16 protein-coding genes and 1 pseudogene are annotated in these 18801 nt (G+C 48.8%); 3 read left to right on the forward strand and 14 right to left on the reverse strand.

The window, feature by feature from the left end; all coding sequences use genetic code 11:
- Window positions 1-47: 47 nt before the first annotated feature.
- The 5 genes from K7P76_RS04365 to tnpB form a co-directional block, all read right to left on the reverse strand.
- Window positions 48-941 carry a carbohydrate ABC transporter permease gene (locus K7P76_RS04365; RefSeq protein WP_232183579.1) on the reverse strand — a complete coding sequence of 298 codons (894 nt, stop codon included), beginning with the start codon at window positions 939-941 and terminating at the stop codon, window positions 48-50.
- A 12-nt stretch (window positions 942-953) separates the two neighbouring features.
- The gene (locus K7P76_RS04370) at window positions 954-1877 is read right to left on the reverse strand and encodes an ABC transporter permease (RefSeq protein WP_232183580.1); all 924 of its coding nucleotides are present in this window, start codon (window positions 1875-1877) and stop codon (window positions 954-956) included.
- 220 nt (window positions 1878-2097) lie between these two features.
- Window positions 2098-3078 carry an aldo/keto reductase gene (locus tag K7P76_RS04375; protein ID WP_232184454.1) on the reverse strand — a complete coding sequence of 327 codons (981 nt, stop codon included), beginning with the start codon at window positions 3076-3078 and terminating at the stop codon, window positions 2098-2100.
- Window positions 3079-3185: 107 nt separating this feature from the next.
- A complete protein-coding gene (locus tag K7P76_RS04380) occupies window positions 3186-4877 on the reverse strand; it encodes a methyl-accepting chemotaxis protein (RefSeq protein WP_232183581.1) in 1692 nt (563 codons plus the stop codon).
- A 161-nt stretch (window positions 4878-5038) separates the two neighbouring features.
- Complete coding sequence (gene tnpB, locus K7P76_RS04385; protein ID WP_232183582.1) at window positions 5039-6148, reverse strand: IS200/IS605 family element RNA-guided endonuclease TnpB; 1110 nt, start codon at window positions 6146-6148, stop codon at window positions 5039-5041.
- Between the two features lie 364 nt (window positions 6149-6512).
- On the opposite strand from tnpB, the gene K7P76_RS04390 reads away from it, so the two are divergent.
- Window positions 6513-8081 carry a diguanylate cyclase gene (locus tag K7P76_RS04390; protein WP_232183583.1) on the forward strand — a complete coding sequence of 523 codons (1569 nt, stop codon included), beginning with the start codon at window positions 6513-6515 and terminating at the stop codon, window positions 8079-8081.
- A gap of 45 nt (window positions 8082-8126) precedes the next feature.
- Here the strand turns inward: K7P76_RS04390 and K7P76_RS04395 are convergent, their stop codons facing one another.
- From K7P76_RS04395 to K7P76_RS04415, 6 genes and pseudogenes are all read right to left on the reverse strand, one after another.
- Window positions 8127-8771, reverse strand: a complete 645-nt coding sequence (locus K7P76_RS04395; protein WP_232183584.1) for an ABC transporter ATP-binding protein — start codon at window positions 8769-8771, stop codon at window positions 8127-8129.
- Window positions 8768-10417 (reverse strand): ABC transporter permease, encoded by a 1650-nt coding sequence (locus K7P76_RS04400; RefSeq protein WP_232183585.1) that lies wholly within the window; start codon window positions 10415-10417, stop codon window positions 8768-8770. Before K7P76_RS04400 ends, K7P76_RS04395 begins: the two co-directional genes overlap by 4 nt.
- 2 nt (window positions 10418-10419) lie before the next feature.
- Window positions 10420-11514 carry a Fe(3+) ABC transporter substrate-binding protein gene (locus K7P76_RS04405; protein WP_232183586.1) on the reverse strand — a complete coding sequence of 365 codons (1095 nt, stop codon included), beginning with the start codon at window positions 11512-11514 and terminating at the stop codon, window positions 10420-10422.
- Window positions 11515-11644: 130 nt separating this feature from the next.
- Window positions 11645-11731 (reverse strand): annotated as a pseudogene (locus K7P76_RS33615) (zf-TFIIB domain-containing protein); the annotation flags it as partial.
- A gap of 225 nt (window positions 11732-11956) precedes the next feature.
- A complete protein-coding gene (locus K7P76_RS33045) occupies window positions 11957-12082 on the reverse strand; it encodes a hypothetical protein (protein WP_255678219.1) in 126 nt (41 codons plus the stop codon).
- A gap of 51 nt (window positions 12083-12133) precedes the next feature.
- Window positions 12134-12928 (reverse strand): phytanoyl-CoA dioxygenase family protein, encoded by a 795-nt coding sequence (locus K7P76_RS04415; RefSeq protein WP_232183587.1) that lies wholly within the window; start codon window positions 12926-12928, stop codon window positions 12134-12136.
- Between the two features lie 114 nt (window positions 12929-13042).
- Between K7P76_RS04415 and K7P76_RS04420 the strand changes: the two genes are divergently transcribed.
- On the forward strand, window positions 13043-13924 hold the full coding sequence (locus K7P76_RS04420) for an AraC family transcriptional regulator (RefSeq protein WP_232183588.1): 882 nt from the start codon (window positions 13043-13045) through the stop codon (window positions 13922-13924).
- Window positions 13925-14110: 186 nt separating this feature from the next.
- Here K7P76_RS04420 and K7P76_RS04425 read toward each other — a convergent pair whose 3' ends face one another.
- A complete protein-coding gene (locus K7P76_RS04425; RefSeq protein WP_232183589.1) occupies window positions 14111-14644 on the reverse strand; it encodes a dihydrofolate reductase family protein in 534 nt (177 codons plus the stop codon).
- A 99-nt stretch (window positions 14645-14743) separates the two neighbouring features.
- Window positions 14744-15868 (reverse strand): acyltransferase family protein, encoded by a 1125-nt coding sequence (locus K7P76_RS04430; RefSeq protein WP_232183590.1) that lies wholly within the window; start codon window positions 15866-15868, stop codon window positions 14744-14746.
- Window positions 15869-16078: 210 nt separating this feature from the next.
- On the opposite strand from K7P76_RS04430, the gene K7P76_RS04435 reads away from it, so the two are divergent.
- Window positions 16079-16729 (forward strand): response regulator transcription factor, encoded by a 651-nt coding sequence (locus tag K7P76_RS04435; protein ID WP_232183591.1) that lies wholly within the window; start codon window positions 16079-16081, stop codon window positions 16727-16729.
- Between the two features lie 41 nt (window positions 16730-16770).
- On the opposite strand, the gene K7P76_RS04440 is transcribed toward K7P76_RS04435, so the two are convergent.
- A complete protein-coding gene (locus tag K7P76_RS04440; RefSeq protein WP_232183592.1) occupies window positions 16771-18726 on the reverse strand; it encodes an ATP-binding protein in 1956 nt (651 codons plus the stop codon).
- Between the last annotated feature and the right edge of the window lie 75 nt (window positions 18727-18801).

The raw sequence follows: 18801 nt of genomic DNA on the forward strand, positions 1-18801 counted from the left end.
TATTTCATATATGTCAGCCGTTGTGGAGTAGTTTGCCCACAAAGGTACTAACCTTTAACCGCGCCTATCGTTAAACCCTTGACGAAATAACGCTGAACGAACGGGTAGAGAAATACGATAGGTCCTGTTGCGATAATGGCCATCGCCATCTTGGTCGATTCCGTCGGGATATCGCCGCCAAGCGAGACTCCTGTGCCCGCACCCATCTGGGTAATGAACTGAATCGTATTGATGACGTTATATAAATAAAACTGGAGCTGGTACATATCTTGTTTGTTAATGAACAGCGACGATAGAAACCAATCGTTCCAATAGGCTAGCGCGAGAAACAAACCGACGGTAGCGATGCCGGGCATCGACAATTGGAGCACGATTCGATAGTAGATCTTAAAGTCGTTCGCACCGTCGATTTTCGCCGATTCGATGATCTCGTCAGGCACTGCGGATCGGATAAAATTTTTCATCAATATGATAAGGAACGGAGTCATTAATCCTGGGAAAATCAAAACCGTATACGTATCCATCAGATTGAGGTACTTCGTCATCATGATGTACCAGGGCACCAAGCCGCCGCCGAATAAGGTCGTAAAGTAGATAAAAAAGGAGAAAGCATTGCGATATTGAAAGTCTTTGCGCTGCAGAACGTAGCCGGCCATCGTAATGAACAGCAATCCCAGCAACGTACCCACGACGGTTGTGAGCACCGTCACCCCGTAAGCATTCAAGATATGCTCGGGAAAACGAAAGACGAGCCGGTATCCCTCAAGGGAGAACACTTTGGGGATAAGATGAAATCCGTCCTTGACTATGGAATCGTTCTGGGTGAAGGAAGCGGAAATGACCAGTATGAACGGAAATAGACAGGCGATGGTTGCCAATAGGATTACGGTATACGCAATTGAATGAAATAATCCCGTATATTTTTCGTCTTTGATTTTCAATGTCGTCCCTCCTTAGAACAGCGCATAATCTTCATTGACTTTACGAATGATGTAATTAACGGTAACTACAAGCACGAAACCGAACAACGATTGGTACAAGCCGGCCGAACTCGCCATACCGATATCGAAGGTCACCTTGAGAGAACGATAGACATAGGTGTCGAGTATATCGGTTGCATTGTAGAGGACGCCGTTGTTCCCGATTAATTGGTAGAAAAGATCGAACTGGCCCTTCATGATGCTTCCTAACGCAAACAGCAGAAGTACGACGAAAGTCGGTTTCAACATCGGAACCGTAATGTACCAAGTCCGTTGAAAAATATTAGCTCCATCGATCTTCGCAGCTTCATAGTACTCGTCGCTGATTCCCGTAATCGCCGCTAAATAAATGATCATGCTATAGCCTAGGTTCTTCCATATATAGAAGAGAACGATGAGGATGACCCAAGCCCAAGGCGTGTTGTACACGTCGACGGGTTCGATGCTTAAAGATTTCAACAGCGTATTGAGAAAACCGTTCTCGTAACTGAACACGTTATATACAATGACACTAAGTATGACGAAAGAGATGAAATAGGGTAAGAACATGATGGATTGCGTTAATTTCTTGAACCATTTGATTCTCAGTTCACTTAATAGAATGGCAGTAACAATTGCCAGCACGTTGCCGATAATAATGAATGCAAGATTATAACCGAGCGTATTCAGGGTCAACTTAGTTAAGATGCCTGACTTCCATAGAAATTCGAAATTTTGTAACCCTACAAATTCGCTATTAAAAAGGCTTCTCTTAAAATCGAATTTAGTAAAGGCGTAATAGACTCCAACCATCGGAACATAAGAGTTAATCAGAAAAAAGGCGATCGTGGGCAACAGCATAATGAACAAAATGCGGTTGGTGATGATTTCTTTCAGTAAAGTTCGTTTGGTCGCCATAGGACGTTATTTCCTCCTCAATCGGTCAACTGTGATCCATGACCCTAGTCTAATGTCGATCCAGATTGTCGGGGTAGAGCAACATTACGAAAAAGATGAACAAATACACGAATTTCACAGTGAACAATTTCGTTATTTATGACAAAAGAACAAAAAACGGCGACCTCTTACCGATTGAATACCGGTAATGAGGTCGCCGTAGCGTAAATTATTAATTATATTACCAAGCGTATGCTTTAGGAGCGGATCCGCCCGGACCCGGGAAAATTTCATCCAGTCGAATGAGGACGGGCTCGTCAAGAACGATATCTACGACTCGCAATGCCGTTTGAAGCTGCTCAAGCGTTCTTGGCCCAATGATCGGAGCGGTCATGGATGGCTGAACCAATGTCCAAGCCAGTGCGACGTTCGCTTCGCTCTCGTCGAGCTCTCGGCATAACGCTTCGAATGCGTGCAATTGATCGCGATGCTTCTCCACGCGCTCCGGATTGTTCGCTCTCTTGGAGCCTTCGATCGGTTTGAGGGCATGCCCGCTTAGCAATCCGCCATCAAGCGGACTCCACGCAATTACGCCGATGCCGAGCTCTTCCGCCGCTGGCAATACTTCCAGTTCGGGCAAACGACACAGCAGGCTGTACTTGTGCTGCTCGCTTACCAATCCAAACATGCGGTTCGACTTCGCCTCGTATTGGGCTTTGACCAGATCTCGTCCCGCGAAATTGCTGGAACCGACATATCCGATCTTCCCTTGATGCAGAACGACGCTGAACGCTTCCCAAAGTTCGTCCCAAGAAACATTGCGGTCGACGTGGTGCATCTGGTAGAGCTCGATATGATCGGTTTGCAGCCGTTTAAGGGATCCTTCCAAGTGACGGCGGAGTTTGTATGCCGACAATCCGGACTTATCGTTAGGACCGTCGAATTCCCCATTCATCTCGCCATAGAATTTTGTCGCGAGAACGACTTTCTCCCTGCGTCCTCCGCCTTGAGCGAACCATCTGCCGATAATTTCCTCGGTTCTTCCGGCATTTTTCCCCCATCCGTAAACGTTCGCGGTATCGAAGAAGTTAATGCCGGCATCCAAGGCAGCATCCATGATACGGAACGATTCTTTCTCATCCGTATCGACGCCGAAATTCATCGTTCCGAGACATAACTTGCTTACTTTAAGACCGGATCTTCCTAATGGGCTGAATTTCACTCCATCACACACCTTTGTCATAAATTCCCCCTACCCTATTAATTGTAACGGAATACCCGGTCAAAACAAAATCAGGCGCAGGGTAATGACCCCGCGCCTGCGCTAATCTACAAAGTAAATTTCCGGACGATATTCTGCAAATCTTTAGCGATCCCGGATAATACTTGAGAGGAATTCGTGATTTCTTCGCTCGAAGCCAATTGTTCTTCCGTCGTTGCCGCCACTTGCTGTGCCATCCCTGCGGTTTGCTTGGCAATATTGCCCATGTTGGCGATCGACGCCGCCACTTCTTCGGAGCTTGCGGCAAGCTGCTCCGCGGCTGCGGCCGCTTCTTGGACCCTGCTCGACACTTCGCTCGTGGAGATCACGATTTCCTTAAACGCTTGTTCGGCATGCTCGACCGCTAGTACGCCTTCTTGAACGTCCGCCAAGCTTTTCTTCATCGTGGCCGCTGCCGAAACCGTGTCCTGCTGGATCGAAGCAATCAAATCCATAATGCCTTGGGAGGATTCATCGCTCTGCGAAGCCAATTTGCGTACTTCGCCCGCCACGACCGCGAAGCCTTTGCCATGCTCCCCGGCTCTGGCGGCTTCGATTGCGGCATTAAGCGCAAGCAAGTTCGTACGCGCGGCGATATCGCCGATAAGAGCGGAAATTTCACTGATTTTTACCGACTGCTCTTCGAGCTTGCGAATCGTATGACTTGCATCCTCTACGGATTCATACAGCTTCTGCATTCTATCTGATACTTCTACTATTTTCTCGGAACCGTTGTTTGCGCGAATTGCGGCTTGCTGGGACAGTTCGGACACCTCGCCGGTCGTCTCTGCGATGCGCTGAACGCCTTCTGCCATTTCATCGATGACACGTCCGCATTCTGCAGCGGTATTGGCTTGATCGTCCGATCCGACGGCTACGTGTTGAATGGATTCAGACACATGTCTCGCCGCTTCGGAATTTTGTTCGGAACTGGCATACAACTGCGCAGAAGCGGTTGCCACCGAGTTCGAAGCCGTCTGCATTTGTTTAACCGATAACTGCAAATTGGACACGGTTTTGTTGACTGAATCCATCATCACGCCGAATTCATCCTTGCGGTTAATAACCATCGGTTCTACCTTGAGGTCACCTGCGGAAATGCGGTTCATAATCGCGGTCGTTGCTTTTAAAGGCCTTGTCAGGTTAACGATAAGCGCCCAAGCCAGAAGACCGACAACCAATAAAATCACGATGCCGATATAGAAGAGATCTGCGGAAGTACTGCGATAGATATCATCGCTATCCGTCTGGCTTTGTGTGGCCCCCTCGTGGTTGTATGTAATTAACGAGTCTACGGAAGCTCTTAAATCCGTAAATGCTTTAACGATCTCCTCCGTTGCTTTCGCCACTTCATCTTTGCTGGCTTTTCCCGAAGAGGTAATCGCTAGTCCGGATTGGAATCGTCCCCAAGCGTCCGTAAGCGCTGCATAGTTCTTCTTGTCTTTCTCGCTGGAAACCGTCTCGCTGTATTTCTTAATGCCTTTATCAATGGAAAGTACAAGGGATTTACTTGTCTCGTTCAGCTTTTTCAATTGTTCGGGGTCTTTGGTAGTCAGCGTTTGATAATAATTGCTCAAGTACTGTTCGATGTTCATGTTCACTTGGTTAATCGTCTCGATACCGAACATCCAATTGGAAGTGATCTCCTTAGCGAAATTATCCATTTTCTTGATTTGCGTTAATCCGTTTAACCCAAGCACCGTCACAAATACCAATACGATGAAAAACGATCCTAGAAGTTTTGTCCTAACCGATCTCATGATAATCCCCCTGATGTTTGTCGAATTCACACGATTGCCATTAGTTCACCCATATCTTGAACACTCCCGCCACCTGCATTGTTGCGCTGAAGTGGGGGATTCTTGGGTAATCGTACCTATCGGTCCGAACTTGACCAAGCGATCCCTGCCGTCCCGGCAGTTCAGGCAGTCATCGCTGCCAACTGCAATCCTTCTTTCTCAATGTTCAGGCTGGCGTTCTTATCCCGATCGTGGTGGCTTCCGCATACCGGGCAATCCCACTCCCGCAGCGACAATTCCTTCACTTCCGGATTGCGATGCCCACAGCTAGAGCACAATTGGCTGGACGGGTAATCTTTCGCCACCACGCTGATCGTGCGTCCGTACCATTTTGCTTTGTATTCCAGCATCTTCCTGCACATTGACCACGATACCTCGGATATCGCCTTGGCTAATCTTCCGTTTTGCAACATGTCCGATACTTGCAAATCCTCCAGACAGATCGTTTGGTTTTCGCGTATCCATCGGGTGGTGATTTGATGCAGGAAATCATTTCGGCTGTTCGCGATTTTCTCATGGATCATGGCTACTTTCCGCTTGGCACGGTGCCAGTTGGCTCCTCCTGGTATGCGGCGCGACAGGATCCGCTGCCAGTGGGCCAGCCGTCTCTCCCGCTTTCGCAAATGTTTGGGATTAATCTCATCTTCCCCGCGGCTGCAAACGGCAAATTTCTTCAGCCCAAAGTCGATTCCAATGGCAGTGTCCAGCTTGGGCAGTGGCGCGATGTCCATCTCGCAGACGATGGACACGAAGTACTTGCCCGTTGCGCTCCGTCTTACGGTAGCCGACAAGATACGTCCTTCCACTTCGCGCGATTTCGCAAAACGGACCCATCCGAGTTTGGGCAGTTTCAACTCTGCATCCCGGATCGCAATATTGTCGTTCGTGTATCTCGTGGTGTAGGATTGAACCGGATTTTTGCGGCTTTTGAAACGGGGAGCCTCGTTTTGTTTGCGGAAGAAGCGGTCGAACGAATCCGCCAAATGGCGGACGGAAGATTGAAGAGCAATACTGTCTACTTCCTTGAGCCAGTCAAAGGATTGTTTGAGCGCAGGGATACCTGTCGCACATTTGTGATAGGACAAACCTGTTCCCGTATCGTTGTAAGATTCATTCCATTTGGCGAGAAAGTGATTGTACACAAAGCGGGAACACCCGAACATCTTGTGAATGAGGGTCATTTGCTCGGGCGTCGGATAGAGGCGAAAGCGAATAGCTTTAGGGTGCAACATAAGAGCTTTGTTCACCTCTTCCTACGTAGATATTTCACCTCTCTATTATAGCACGTATGTTCCCATATAAATGCAAATAGCAAAGCTTAACACCGCCGATTCATCCCCCTCTTACTTCGTAGAAGAGGGAGTCTTCTCGGCCATATCATAATAAAAGCTGGGCCAAAAAACTATAATAAATAATAGACTTTCTGTTAAATAAAGGGTTTTCATAAATGGTTATTTATTTCTATTTGCTTATTATCATAAAAAATTCTGAAGTCAGATTGATTGCCTATGTCACTTGGCTAAAGGAATCTATTTCTTAAGACCTACAAACATAGTAAAATAGACATAATAATCAGATCTAGGAAGTGGTTACCTCATGTTTCGATATATGATTGCCAACTTCGCGTTGTTGACAGCATTCCTCTTTCTCTTCAACCAGCTATTCCGCCGTTATTTGAAAGACGGTCCTCGTTCCCTTAGAATTAGGCTGCTTATTGGAGCCATGCATGGGGTCTGCGCCCTTCTCCTCCTGTTATTTAGTTTCAGGGTTAACGAGACTGCCGTTATCGACTTTCGGCATATTATCGTGATCTGCTCCGCTTACTTCGGAGGTTTCCCTGCCTCTTTGGTGACGGCTCTCTTCGTAGTGATCGGCCGAGTATCTTTCTTCGGCGGACTTACCCCTTCGGCCACAACGGCAAGCGTCACTATTATATTGGTGGGCATCGGAAGCGGATTGATTATGCAGTATGTCGGACAATATTGGCGACGCTGGCTTCTCTCTTTGCTGCTTAGCATGACTCTCATTACCATAATGTCATTGCTCGTGTGGGGAATCAATGTGGACATGACTCTCTATTTGACTCTCATCGGTTCGGGCGGACTGCTCTCGGCAGCGCTCATTGCGTTTTTCTCCACTTCCAATCGGCTGGCACAAGAACTGGAAAACAGCGAGAACAGGTATCGCTCCCTGCATACGCTTCAGGAGGCGATTTTTCAATCTGCTGTAGGCACGGCGATTACGGTCTGCGATTCCGAAGGACGGATCACTCATATCAATAAAGCGGCAGAAAAAATGTTCGGGTATCAGGCCGACGAACTGGTCGGCCGGGAAACACCGCTGATCTTCACTGACCCCAAGGAAGTAAGCGCCTATGCCGAGGAATTATCCAGAATAAAGGGTAAACCGTTTAGCGAATCAGACGTGTTTGTTTACTGCGCGATGGAAGAACCCTCGGAGGGGCGGGAATGGTCGCATATTCGGAAGGATGGTTCCCGCTTGACCGTATTGCTTACCGTGTCACAGCTTGTACTAGACGGGGAACCCATCGGTTTTATAGGCACGGCAACAGACATTACGGAGCGGAAAAAGATGGAGGAGACGCTGCATCAGTTGTCATTGCTAGACGGACTTACGGAAATCGCCAACCGCCGCTATTTTGACGAAACGTTGATGAAGGAATGGAAAAGGGCAGAACGGAGCGACAAGCCGTGCGAATTGTCGCTCATCTTGTTCGACATCGATTGTTTCAAGGCTTACAACGATGTCTACGGACACCTTGTCGGAGACGATTGCTTGCGGAAGGTCGCGGCGCTTGCAAAAGGCATTGTCGGACGTCCATCGGATACGGTGGCCCGTTACGGAGGCGAGGAGTTCGTCGTTATCCTGCCGGAGACGAATGTCATAGGGGCGTTGAGGATTGCGGAAAAATTGCGGTTTGCTATCGAAAGAGAAAGCACTCCCCATGTAGGATCGACAGTCAGCGCTGTCGTCACGATCAGCGTCGGTGTCGCTACGTTACAGCCGAATGGAAGCTTTTTACCGGAGCGCTTAATCGCGGAAGCGGATCGGGCGCTCTACTATTCCAAAGCGAACGGCCGTAACAGGGTGACGGATTACCATACGATGGTGAAGAAAAATGCAGACGAATACCGGTCGAGTTAAAAAAGTGGAACAATACGTCCTCGGTGCGGGAAATAAACCCTATAACTAAATACTACCCATTATCACCGTGCGTTGGCAAATGGCCTCGATGTCCTTGATATCATGGCTCACAAGCAGGCACGTCATCCCGGCTTTGCGTAATATATCGTGCAGCTCGCTTCGAATTGTCGCTCTGAGGTCCGCGTCCAAATTGCTGAAAGGTTCGTCCATTAACAATAGAGTTGGCCTTGGGGCAAGCGCCCGGGCCAAGGCGACGCGCTGCTGCTGCCCTCCGCTCAGTTCATGAGGATACCGCCTCTCATACCTGGTCAGTTGCACCAGCTCCAGCATCTCCCGCGATCTGGCATCACGTTCCTTCCTGAACAACCGGTGCAGGCCGAAACCGATATTGTCCGAAACCGTCAGATGCGGGAATAAAGCGTAATCCTGAAACACCATCCCTACGCCGCGGGTTTCAGGCGGTACGAACGTCGCATCGTCGACCACCGTTCTCTCCGAGATGGTAATGGAGCCGCCTGAAGGTGACTCCAGCCCGGCTATGAGCCGCAGCAAAGTGCTTTTTCCGCTTCCGCTCGGACCCAGAACGCCTACAATTTCTCCTTTCCTCATCGAAAAAGAAAATCGCTCGATCACTGACTTCTGATTGGAAGAATATGTGAATGAAAGATTAGTGATCTCGACGATATTCATAGCTCCAACTTCTTCCCTATTTGATGAAATAAAATGACGGAGATCATGCTCACACTTATAATGAACAAGGCAGGCACCGATGCTTCATAAATGCGTTCGTCGCTGGCATACTGGTACGTCTTGGTGGCCAGAGTCTCAAAATTAAAGGGGCGGAGCAGCAGAGCAAGCGGCAATTCTTTCATGATCTCCACAAATGTCAAAATGATGGCGCTAAGCAGCGATCCTTTGATCAGAGGAAGCTCCGCCTTGAAAAACGTTCGGGTCATGCCAAGACCGAGTAGGCGGGATGCCTCCGTATATTTCATTCCGATTTTCTCGTAGCCGGCTTCTATGGCATTATAACCCGTCGCCATGAATCGAACGACATAAGCAGCAATCAACATTACAATCGACATGCTGAGCACAAGCGGAGCTTGTCCACGACCCAACATCGCATATATCGGCGCCAATAGGCGATCCAGCCCGATGAACAAAGAGAGCACACCGATGGCGATAATCGTCCCTGGAACGGAATATCCGGCCGTCACCGATCGGGCAAGGACATAAGCAAACGTACCCTTCATACGGTTAACGTTCGCTGTGATAATGGACAATAACAGGATAAAAAACGTTGCAGTGAAGCCTACTCTAACCGTGTTAAAAGTCAACGTATAGAAAGCCGGCGTAAGTACATCACGATAGCTCCATGTCGCCCAAACGATCAATTGCAGGACAGGGATCAAGAACGATATGGAAAAAAAGAATCCGCAAAATAAACACGCTGCCGCTGCACGTATTCCGCGAAGCTTCATTGGCGCCAGCTGTCTGGTTTTGCTTGTGGAAGCGGCATAGTTGCGTCGGTGGCGCAGCATCCGTTCGAAGACGAATAAACCTATCACGCCAGTCATCAGCCAAGCAGCCAGCCGGACCGCGGAATCAACGTCATACATCCCGAACCAGGTTTGGAATATCGCCACCGAAACCGATTGAATGCCGTAATAACTCGATACGCCGTAGTCGCTCAGCACCTCGAATACGACTAGCATAACCCCGCCGACAATTGCCGGCCGCGAGATCGGAAGAACGATTCTAAAAAAAACGGCGGCCGGCCTGCGGCCGAGCAGCCTTGCATTCTCGATATAGGATCCACTCTGGCGTTCTAAAAACGATTTTGCAATTAAATAAACGTATGGAAACAAAAACAGGGTAAAAATGAAAATCGCACCCCGCATGGACATGATTCCAAACCACTTTGGGTCGGGCGTCCACCCGAACTCGTTGCGCAGCGTCGTCTGTACGAAACCGGTATAACTCGTCATCGTGCTGTAGGTATACGCAGCAATGTAGGGCGGAACGGCCAAAGGTAGAGCAAGCGCAAAGCTGAAAAAACGTTTGAACGGAAAATCGAAAGCCGCGACAAGCCAAGCGAGCGTAACACCGAGCAGCATCGTGAACAAGCTTGAAAATAGCACAAGCCAAATGGACTGGATTACATAGTCCCGCAGCAAAAACTGCTTGATTTGCAACCAATTTTCATTTGGCGGTTGAAACAAGGAGATGAATAAAATAATCAGGGGCAGCAAAATAGCTGCGGCCCCGAGAAGGCTGGCGTAAAGCCAGCCGTTTGCATATTGCCGGATGCCTCTAAGCACTTTAACCAAACGCATTCTTATTTCCAACCTACTTTGTTTGCAATCTCGATCGCCTGTTTGTTATGTTCTCCAAGCTTGGCGAAGTCCAACTTTTGTGGCTTAAATTTGCCCCATGATTTCAGCAACTCCGGATTTTCCGTTAAGGGGTTGACCGGGAACTCGAAGTTTTCTTTAGACATCAGCGCCTGCGCTTCCTCGCCCGTCAAATACTCGACAAGCTTTACGGCATTGTCTTTGTTTTTGCTGTTTTTGACCAGCCCGGCTCCGCTGATGTTGATGTGTGTACCTGATGTTTGCTGGTTCGGGAAAAAGACGCCTAACTGCTGTGCGACTTTCACTTCTTCCTGATCCTTGGAGTTCAGCATTTGTCCAAAATAATAAGTATTCATGATCGCTACGTCGCCAGATCCGGCCACGATGGCTTTGGCCTGGTCGCGGTCGCCGCCTTCCGGCGCACGTCCCAGGTTGGCTGCGATGCCCCTTGCCCACTCTTCCGCTTTTTGCTCGCCGTTCAATTCTATTAAAGAAGCGAGCAATGATTGGTTATATAGGCTCGTGGAAGAACGGACAAGCACTTTGCCTTTCCATTTGTCAGCAGCCAAATCTTCATACGTTGAGAGCTGCTCCGGTCTGACACGGTCTTTGGAATAGACGATCACGCGTGCACGGGTGGACAAGCCGATCCACTGGTTGTCTGTATCCCGAAACTGCTTCGGCACATTGTTATCGATCGTCTCTGATTGAAAAGGTTGCAGCACGCCGTTCAGTTTGGCGTTGTTGAGCACGCCTCCGTCCACCGTGATAAATAAATCCGCAGGCGTATTTTGACCTTCCCGCTTCAGCCGTTCGATCAATTCTTCAGCTTTGCCTTTGATAACATTTACTTTAATGCCCGTTTTTTCAGTAAATTTACCGTACAGCACGTCATCTACTTCATAATGCCGTGCTGTGTAGATGTTGACAACCTGTTCTTTCTTCGCTTCCATAGCCCCCGTCTTGGAATCCTGCGGCTTTCCTTGCTCCCCATTTTGCGGTGTCGAGCCGCAGCCTATAAGCAGTCCCAGACCCAAAACAGCCGCCAATACAGATAAAACTTTACGGTGGTGTTGCATTTTTCTATATTCCCCCTTTTTATATGATAATGATAATCATTATCATATATTACGATTTTCATCTTATCATCCGCTCTGGTCATCTGTCAACCATAGGAGGAATGGGGCGAGGGAATAACTTTGAAGCTTGTTGGACCTCTCGAATACCGGACATTAGTTTCTCAAAATCTCCAAGGTCAAGCCAAACTCCTTTACATTCCGGACAAATGTCTATCATTACACCTATAAAAATACGAGTTGGAAACCAAAGCGTTTCATAGGGATCGGCACGTTCTTTGCTTTATCCATACCGTTTGAACATTTTGTCGCGGAAATGTTCTTTAAAAGCCTATAGTTGGGCGGTATTCCGGTACAAACTGCTGAATCTTCCATTTGCGAATCTGCGTCATACAACTTATGCCCAGTTGACACGATTGTTGAGCCCATAAAAAAGAATCATTCCTCATCCATCGAATAAACCCTTAATGTACAAGGGCAAATCGGCTAGCCATTCTTGGAGTTGGGTGGTCGGATCGGTTAAAGGATAAATCAAAAAAAGCAATGGAGCCGTCCGTTCCGACGGCTCCATTGCTTTTTTTGCTCCTAACCGGCTATAGCGGTCGGCTAACTTGTAATCGGATTAAGCCAGCTTGGGAAACAGAGGCCCTTCAATGCGGTCGCCCTTCTGCAGCCCCTGACCATCGGTCGCCACATGAGCTTCCCCGCTGTAGAGCGTGCCGTCCTCAAAGAAGATGATCGCAAGGGCGCGCCGCGGCTTATCCGTGATGTTCGCATGCGCATAGTGAAAAGTCATCCCGTCGTGAAAGGTGCAGCTGCCCGCTTTCATTCGGACGATTGCCGCCGTGTTCCGATCGAGCTCTTCCGCGCCTTTTTGGGAAAAAATATCTTCCGGCGTGACCAGGTCGACCGCCTTCAGATTTTTAATCTTCTGCGATTTCGGAACGAACTTCATACAGCCGTTATTCTCGTCCACGTCGTCAAGCGCGATCCAGATCGAGAACGCGTTTAACGCTTTCGTTTCATCGTTCATTGGCCAATAAGGCTTATCCTGATGCCAAGGCGTCGGCTTGGAGTCTCCCGGCATTTTCAAGAGCGCGTGGTCATGAAACAAACGAACTCCATCGAATCCGGTCAACTGCTTGCCCAAATCGGCGAACCGGTCGCCCAGGACGAACTTTGCCATGCCGCCGTGATCTCTCCATGTGTTCACGCGTTGGTTAAGCACTTTGAAGTAATTGCCCCCGCTTGTGTCCGTTTGCAAAGAGTTGCCTCCCTTGTTACCCATCGTCTCATCCAAGTAACCCCGCAGCTCTTCAAGTTCCCCCGGCGACAAAACGTCGTTGATCTGCACGAAGCCGTTCTCGCGGTAAAATAGGATTTGTTCGTCGGTTGCCTTCATTTTCGTATTCAACATTTTCAGCAGCTCCTTGTAGTCGATTATGTCTTTACTTTACACCCGATACCGACTACAATCTTGGGGGATATGAGGAATAAATAAGACGATCTGCCAAAATTGGAGGAAGCTAAAATGACTGTCTACGAAGGCCGGCATTTTTTCGACGATCCGCAGTTTCCCTTCTATATAGACCGTTATACGATCAGACGGACAGAGAACATCTTGCCGCACGCCCATGATTTCGTCGAATTCGTCTATGTCGAAAGCGGCTGCGCCGTACACGAATGGTCGGGCAAAAGCCACCCGCTGGCTCCCGGTGACGTGTTCGCAATCGAACCGAATACCTATCACAGCTATATCGGCGCGGAGGACAAGGATACCGTCGTGTACAATATTCTGTTCGAGCGTAGGCTGCTTCAGAACGAAATGGAAGCCTTGCTTCGTTTTCCCGCCTTCATCGACTTCTTCTATCTGGCTCCTTTCTTGCGCAACAACGCATCGTTCGTCCCTTACACCCCGCTTAAGGATTACCAGCGGATTCAAATGGATATCCATCTGCGTACGATCTACGAGGAATACCGCGAACGGCGGGAAGGGTATCAGCTTATTATCAAAAACCGCTGGATCGAGTGCATGGTTTTGTTAAGCCGTTTTCATGGAGAAAACCGTGAGGAAAGCCCTCGTCCAAAGGAGTTGACCAAAGACGATTGGATTGCCTCCATCCGCAGCTTCGTGGAGCAAAACTGCGACCGCGAGCTCTCGCTTACGCAGTTGGCTCGAACGTGCGGTATGAGCGTCTCCTCGTTTACTTCCAAGTTCAAGCAGGCTGCCGGACTCAGCCTGCTGGACTACAAGCATGCCGCCCAGATCCGCCGTGCCTGCCGTCTGCTCGAGGATCGCGACCATAAAATCGCGAGCATCGCTTACGAGACCGGATTCAACGATGTCAGCTTCTTCAATCGCATCTTCCGCAAGCATATGGGCATGACGCCCAAGGATTACCGGAAATCGTGAAGAATCCCAATGCTGACTTACTCGAAAAAAGGATTTAGGATTTCTAATGTAAAAAATGGTTGAGCGGAGGCCTGCATCTGCTCAACCATTTTTCGTGTTTGATCGACTGCTGCTTTTTCAGCCTCAGGCTGAAGCACGACAAATCCCATTTCATGTAACGTTCGCAAATGTTTAGAAGTTTGCGGCTCATTCCGAGGGTTGATAGGATAGAAGGGCTACTCCCGTTGTCGTCGTCTTGACTCCTACAAGCTTCAAGCTTCTTTGACCCTGTTCCGTAAAGAGTCTTTTTCCCTTGCCCAATACGACCGGATGGACCATAAAGCGATACTCGTCGATCAGATTGTGCTCCATCAAGGTGCGAATCAATTGACCGCTGCCATAGATCAGAAATTGTTGATCCGTTTCCTGCTTAAGCTTGGTCACTTCTTGTGCAATGTTGTTCTTGATGAAACTGGCGTTCCATTGGGGCTCTACCAGCGTGGTGGTAGCCACATACTTGGGCATAGCATTCATCTCGTCGGCCCCCTCCCCCTTCATCTTGGGCCACGCTGCGGCAAAACCTTCGTAAGTCACTCGCCCCAGAAGAAGCGCGTCGGTTCCGTAAAACACATCGCGTTGGAAATTAGCCATTTCATCATCCCAATAAGGCATGTGCCAAAGCCCCGGCTCTTCCATGATTCCGTCCAGAGATAGATAGATCGATGCTGTGATTTTTCCCACTTCTCATTCCCTCTTTCCTATTATAGTTTTCTTATGATTTTAATATACTACATAGAGAATATTCCTGTAAAGGAATATTCTGATTTTCATCAACCTACGTCAAACTACCTTTTTGACGCCGGGGATCCGCCGAATGAGCGAGGCTGCCGTGTAGCAGAGAATGACCGCGGAACTGCCGACCAATGCGAACTTGACGATAGGATGCCAATCCAGGTCACGAAGCGTATAGGACACATAGGTCACAAACAGCGCATGAATGATATAAACGAGAAACGCGTTGGCGGACAGCCATCCGGTAGACTTGGTTGCCGAGCCGTTCCAACGCTTGCGAAACCATACGAGCAGTACGTAGGAGATCCCCAGACCCATTAGGGGATCGATTATCGCATAAAAGACCGATTGCCAGCTCATTCCCCCCATGAACGCGGAAATATCGCCTTCCATTGCTCCTCCGAGCGCCATCCCGGCAGACATTATGACGATTAGCAATATGACCGTCGACTTCCACTTTCGGGCCGCGTTATCGGTAAGTTGCTGAAGCCAATTCCCGCGATAAGCCGCAATGCCCGCCATGAACAGGCCGATATAGGCCGGAAAATAGCCCAATTGTAAATTCAGCAATTCGGTTCCGACGGGGTATGCCAAACGCACGATGAAATTCGCTGCCGCGACGATTACGACGTAACCTGCCATCAGGCGCGGCGTCAGTTCGAGAGGTTTACTACGGGATTTGCCTGCGGTCAACAGACGGAATCCGGCATACCCGGCGAAGAACAGCAGCAGCGCTTCCAAATACCATAACGGCCCTACCGCAAATTCGGTTACTCCTTGGAGCGGATGAGAGAATACCTCCTCCTTGATGAAGACGCCTAGCGAACCTTTATACCAGGAGGCTACATACCAGAGTAGAGGAGCGATGAACAGCATGTAGAACAACAGCGGAATTCCGAACCGGAACAGACGTGCCTTCAGGAAATTGAAGCCCCCATGGCGATCATAGGAAGCAGGTGTTACAAAACCGGAGACGAAAAAAAACAATCCCATAAAAAACGATTGGTTGACAGCCGTAAACGTCGACAGCAACGCGTTAACCGCAACATTGTCCTGATGCTCATAATAAAACCATCCACCCGCTCCGCCATAAGTAATCGCTGTATGATGGAGTACTACCAGCACTGTCAAAAATACTTTTAACCGATCAAGATAGATCAACCGCTTCTCCATTTTTCCACCCCCTTTCGATCTCATGCTCCTACGGTAACATCTCATCCCAAAAATCTCACCGAAAGAACGAGGAGAAACCGCGCAAAACTTTTTTCGGTACCGAAGAGGTTTCTTTCTGTCTCGCTGCTTACAGTTGCGGTGCATTAAAGCGGCCGATATAGTAAGGTAAGGTTAGGTTATTCTTAATGGAGAGTTATGGGGGAATCCGATGTGAAACATATTTTATTGGTCGACGATCACCGTACTTTTTTGGTTGGAACTGCCCTCATACTCGAAAAACATGGCTTCTGCGTAACGACTGCGTCTAACGGAGCGGACGCGCTGGAGCGGATGGAACAAACCATTTTCGATCTGTTCGTGTTTGATCTGAAACTGCCGGAGATGAACGGCTTCGAATTGACGGAAGCAACCCTGCAGCGTTATCCGGAAGCCACTATCGTCATATTGACCGGCGAGGACATCTCGGAGCACTACGACAGGCTGATTGATATCGGGGTAACCGGCTTTCTGGAGAAATCTCTCGGCGAACAGGAATTTATCGGCAGTCTTCGATTGGCCTTGCAGCAATTAACGGTTCTTCCCATTCATCTAGCCAGAAAACTAAGAACCAAAGAAAGCCGCTACGTCGGCCAAGTCTTGGAGGCTGGGGGAGCGAACCGGACGTTATCGGATAAAGAAGTGGCCGTCTTGAAGCTGATCGCTCAGGGGCATAAAAATAAAGACATTGCGGATCGGCTTTACATGAGTCAACGCAATGTCGAATATTTAATTTCTCATTTATTCGAGAAATTGGGTGCGGCCTCCCGCCAAGAGGCCGTCATGAAGGGAATTGAGTTAAAGTGGCTTAACCTCAACGTGTAGCCAGTTAGGGTGAGCTCTGAATACTAATCGCGTTTCATCCGCTAGACCGGCACAGAACACCGGACTTTGACCCCTTGACCGGGCTCTGATTGCACAAGAACTTCCCCGCCCATTATGCGAATCCGCTCTGAAATGCCTCTTAATCCGAGTCTATTTGCGGAAGAAAAAACAATGTCGGTTTCCATGCCTTTTCCGTCATCCGAATATCCGATATGTAAAGCCCTTTCCTGCTGCCCGATCTCCAATGTCACCCGGCTCGCTTCCGAATGCTTAACCGCATTGTTGATGAGTTCCTGCACGACCCTATAGATCGCCGTAACTTGCTCGTCGTTGAGTGAAGCGTTTAAAGGCAAAGCATGGAAATCCAGCTGAAAATCAACTCGCAGCCGGGTTTTCTCCACAAGCCTTGAAATCGCGTGCAGGACTCCATGATCGGACAGAAACGACGGCATCAGTTCGCGGCATGTTTCCCTGATCATAAACTCGGCGTTATCCAATCCAAGTCTTATGTGCTCATTGTCTTCATGCAACCATTGTCCGGCTGGCGTCCGATCCAATATGCGACGGATATGAAGCAGTTCCTGCAAAACTTCATCATGAAGATCGGAAGCCAACCGTTTCCGTTCTTTCTCCGCGATCTGCATGAACAACTTGGACAGCCAAGGTGTATTGTCCGCTTGCCTATACTCCATTTCCTTTAATCGACTCTCAAGCAAATGAAAGTATTCATAAAATATCGATACATATTTCGACATGAGCAATAAAGCGAACTTGTCCCTTTCTTCAACTATGATCGAACCGCCATCTACGGCATATACCGCCAAAAAAAGCCTTATCTCGCCCGCGCCCCCCGCAGACCCCAATACCATCGTGGAGGTAATAATCGCTTCTCCGGATGAAAGTCGATTCCCTCTTAATCGCAAAGCTTCTCTTATGTCCTCCTCGTGAGACGAAAGACCATCGGCTCCTTCGAAACGAACAGAACCGTTCGCTTCATCAACCTTCACCAATACAAAGGTGTACGGCTGGAAATATCGCCGTCCTTCCCGGATAACGCTTTGCTCCAGATCGGCAACCCGATAGGTTCGCAGCAGCACGGACAACAGTTGATCCAACCGCTGCCGGGTATCCACTTCCTGCTCCAAGGCGTCGTTCTTCGATTGAAGCTCCTTGGTAACGGCCCGATTGTCATTAATCGTCTGGACGAACCGGCGGAAAAAAACGACCCCAAACACCGTCAATAGCGAGAGCAGAGCCCACGGGAACGTATCCTCCAGGCATTGCTCCCAATACACCATACGGTAACCGAGACTTCGCCCCTGGATATCTTCCAACATATCTTTCAATGGATCAGGCAACAGGACGAGTGCAAACAAGAAGAACCCTGCCGTAATCCACCGGAGTTCCGCTTGACGCTCCTTACGGCGTAATAAAGATAAAAATTGCCATATGCAGAGCGTCATGTTTAAGAATACGTGAACCAAGAACAGTCGGTTTAGGACGATAAGCGTAGAATCGTCGACCGACAGTAACAAAGCCGCAAAAATCATCGCCCAAAGTAATCCACCCGCCCAGAGAAGCACGCTAGTGATTCGGTTATTTACGGTTTTCAGCAGGTAAGCAACAAATAAGAAGGACAGGAAAGTAATTCCGCTTTTGACGACCAGCGAGCCGTATGGAATTTCCGGAAAAGGTCCGAACAATAACACTTTGCCATCCCAATCCCAAAACAGCTGCAGCGATGTCAGAAACGAGATCGTCCCAAGATAAAGATAACCGCGCTCCCGGGGGAGAACGGCAAACATCGCCCAAAAGACGACCGCTACAAAAACAAACAGCAGAATGAATACGGCATCGTCCAAGTGATGGCGCAAACGGTTGAACGCGTCCGATCCGCCTTCAAGCGGTTTCATCAACGCATAGTTGATCAGACCGTTCATCCCGAAGAGTACGAACGCTGCCCCTGCCACTTTCGCCATAGATTTCAACATCGTCATGTGTTTCACCCTATGTGGCTGGATTCTATTTACAAACATATCCTACCATATATTCGTTAATGATTTATTGCTTGA

Origin of the sequence: Cohnella silvisoli, from assembly GCF_021190915.1 — a bacterium.
In the GTDB taxonomy this organism is placed as follows: Bacteria; Bacillota; Bacilli; order Paenibacillales; family Paenibacillaceae; genus Cohnella; species Cohnella silvisoli.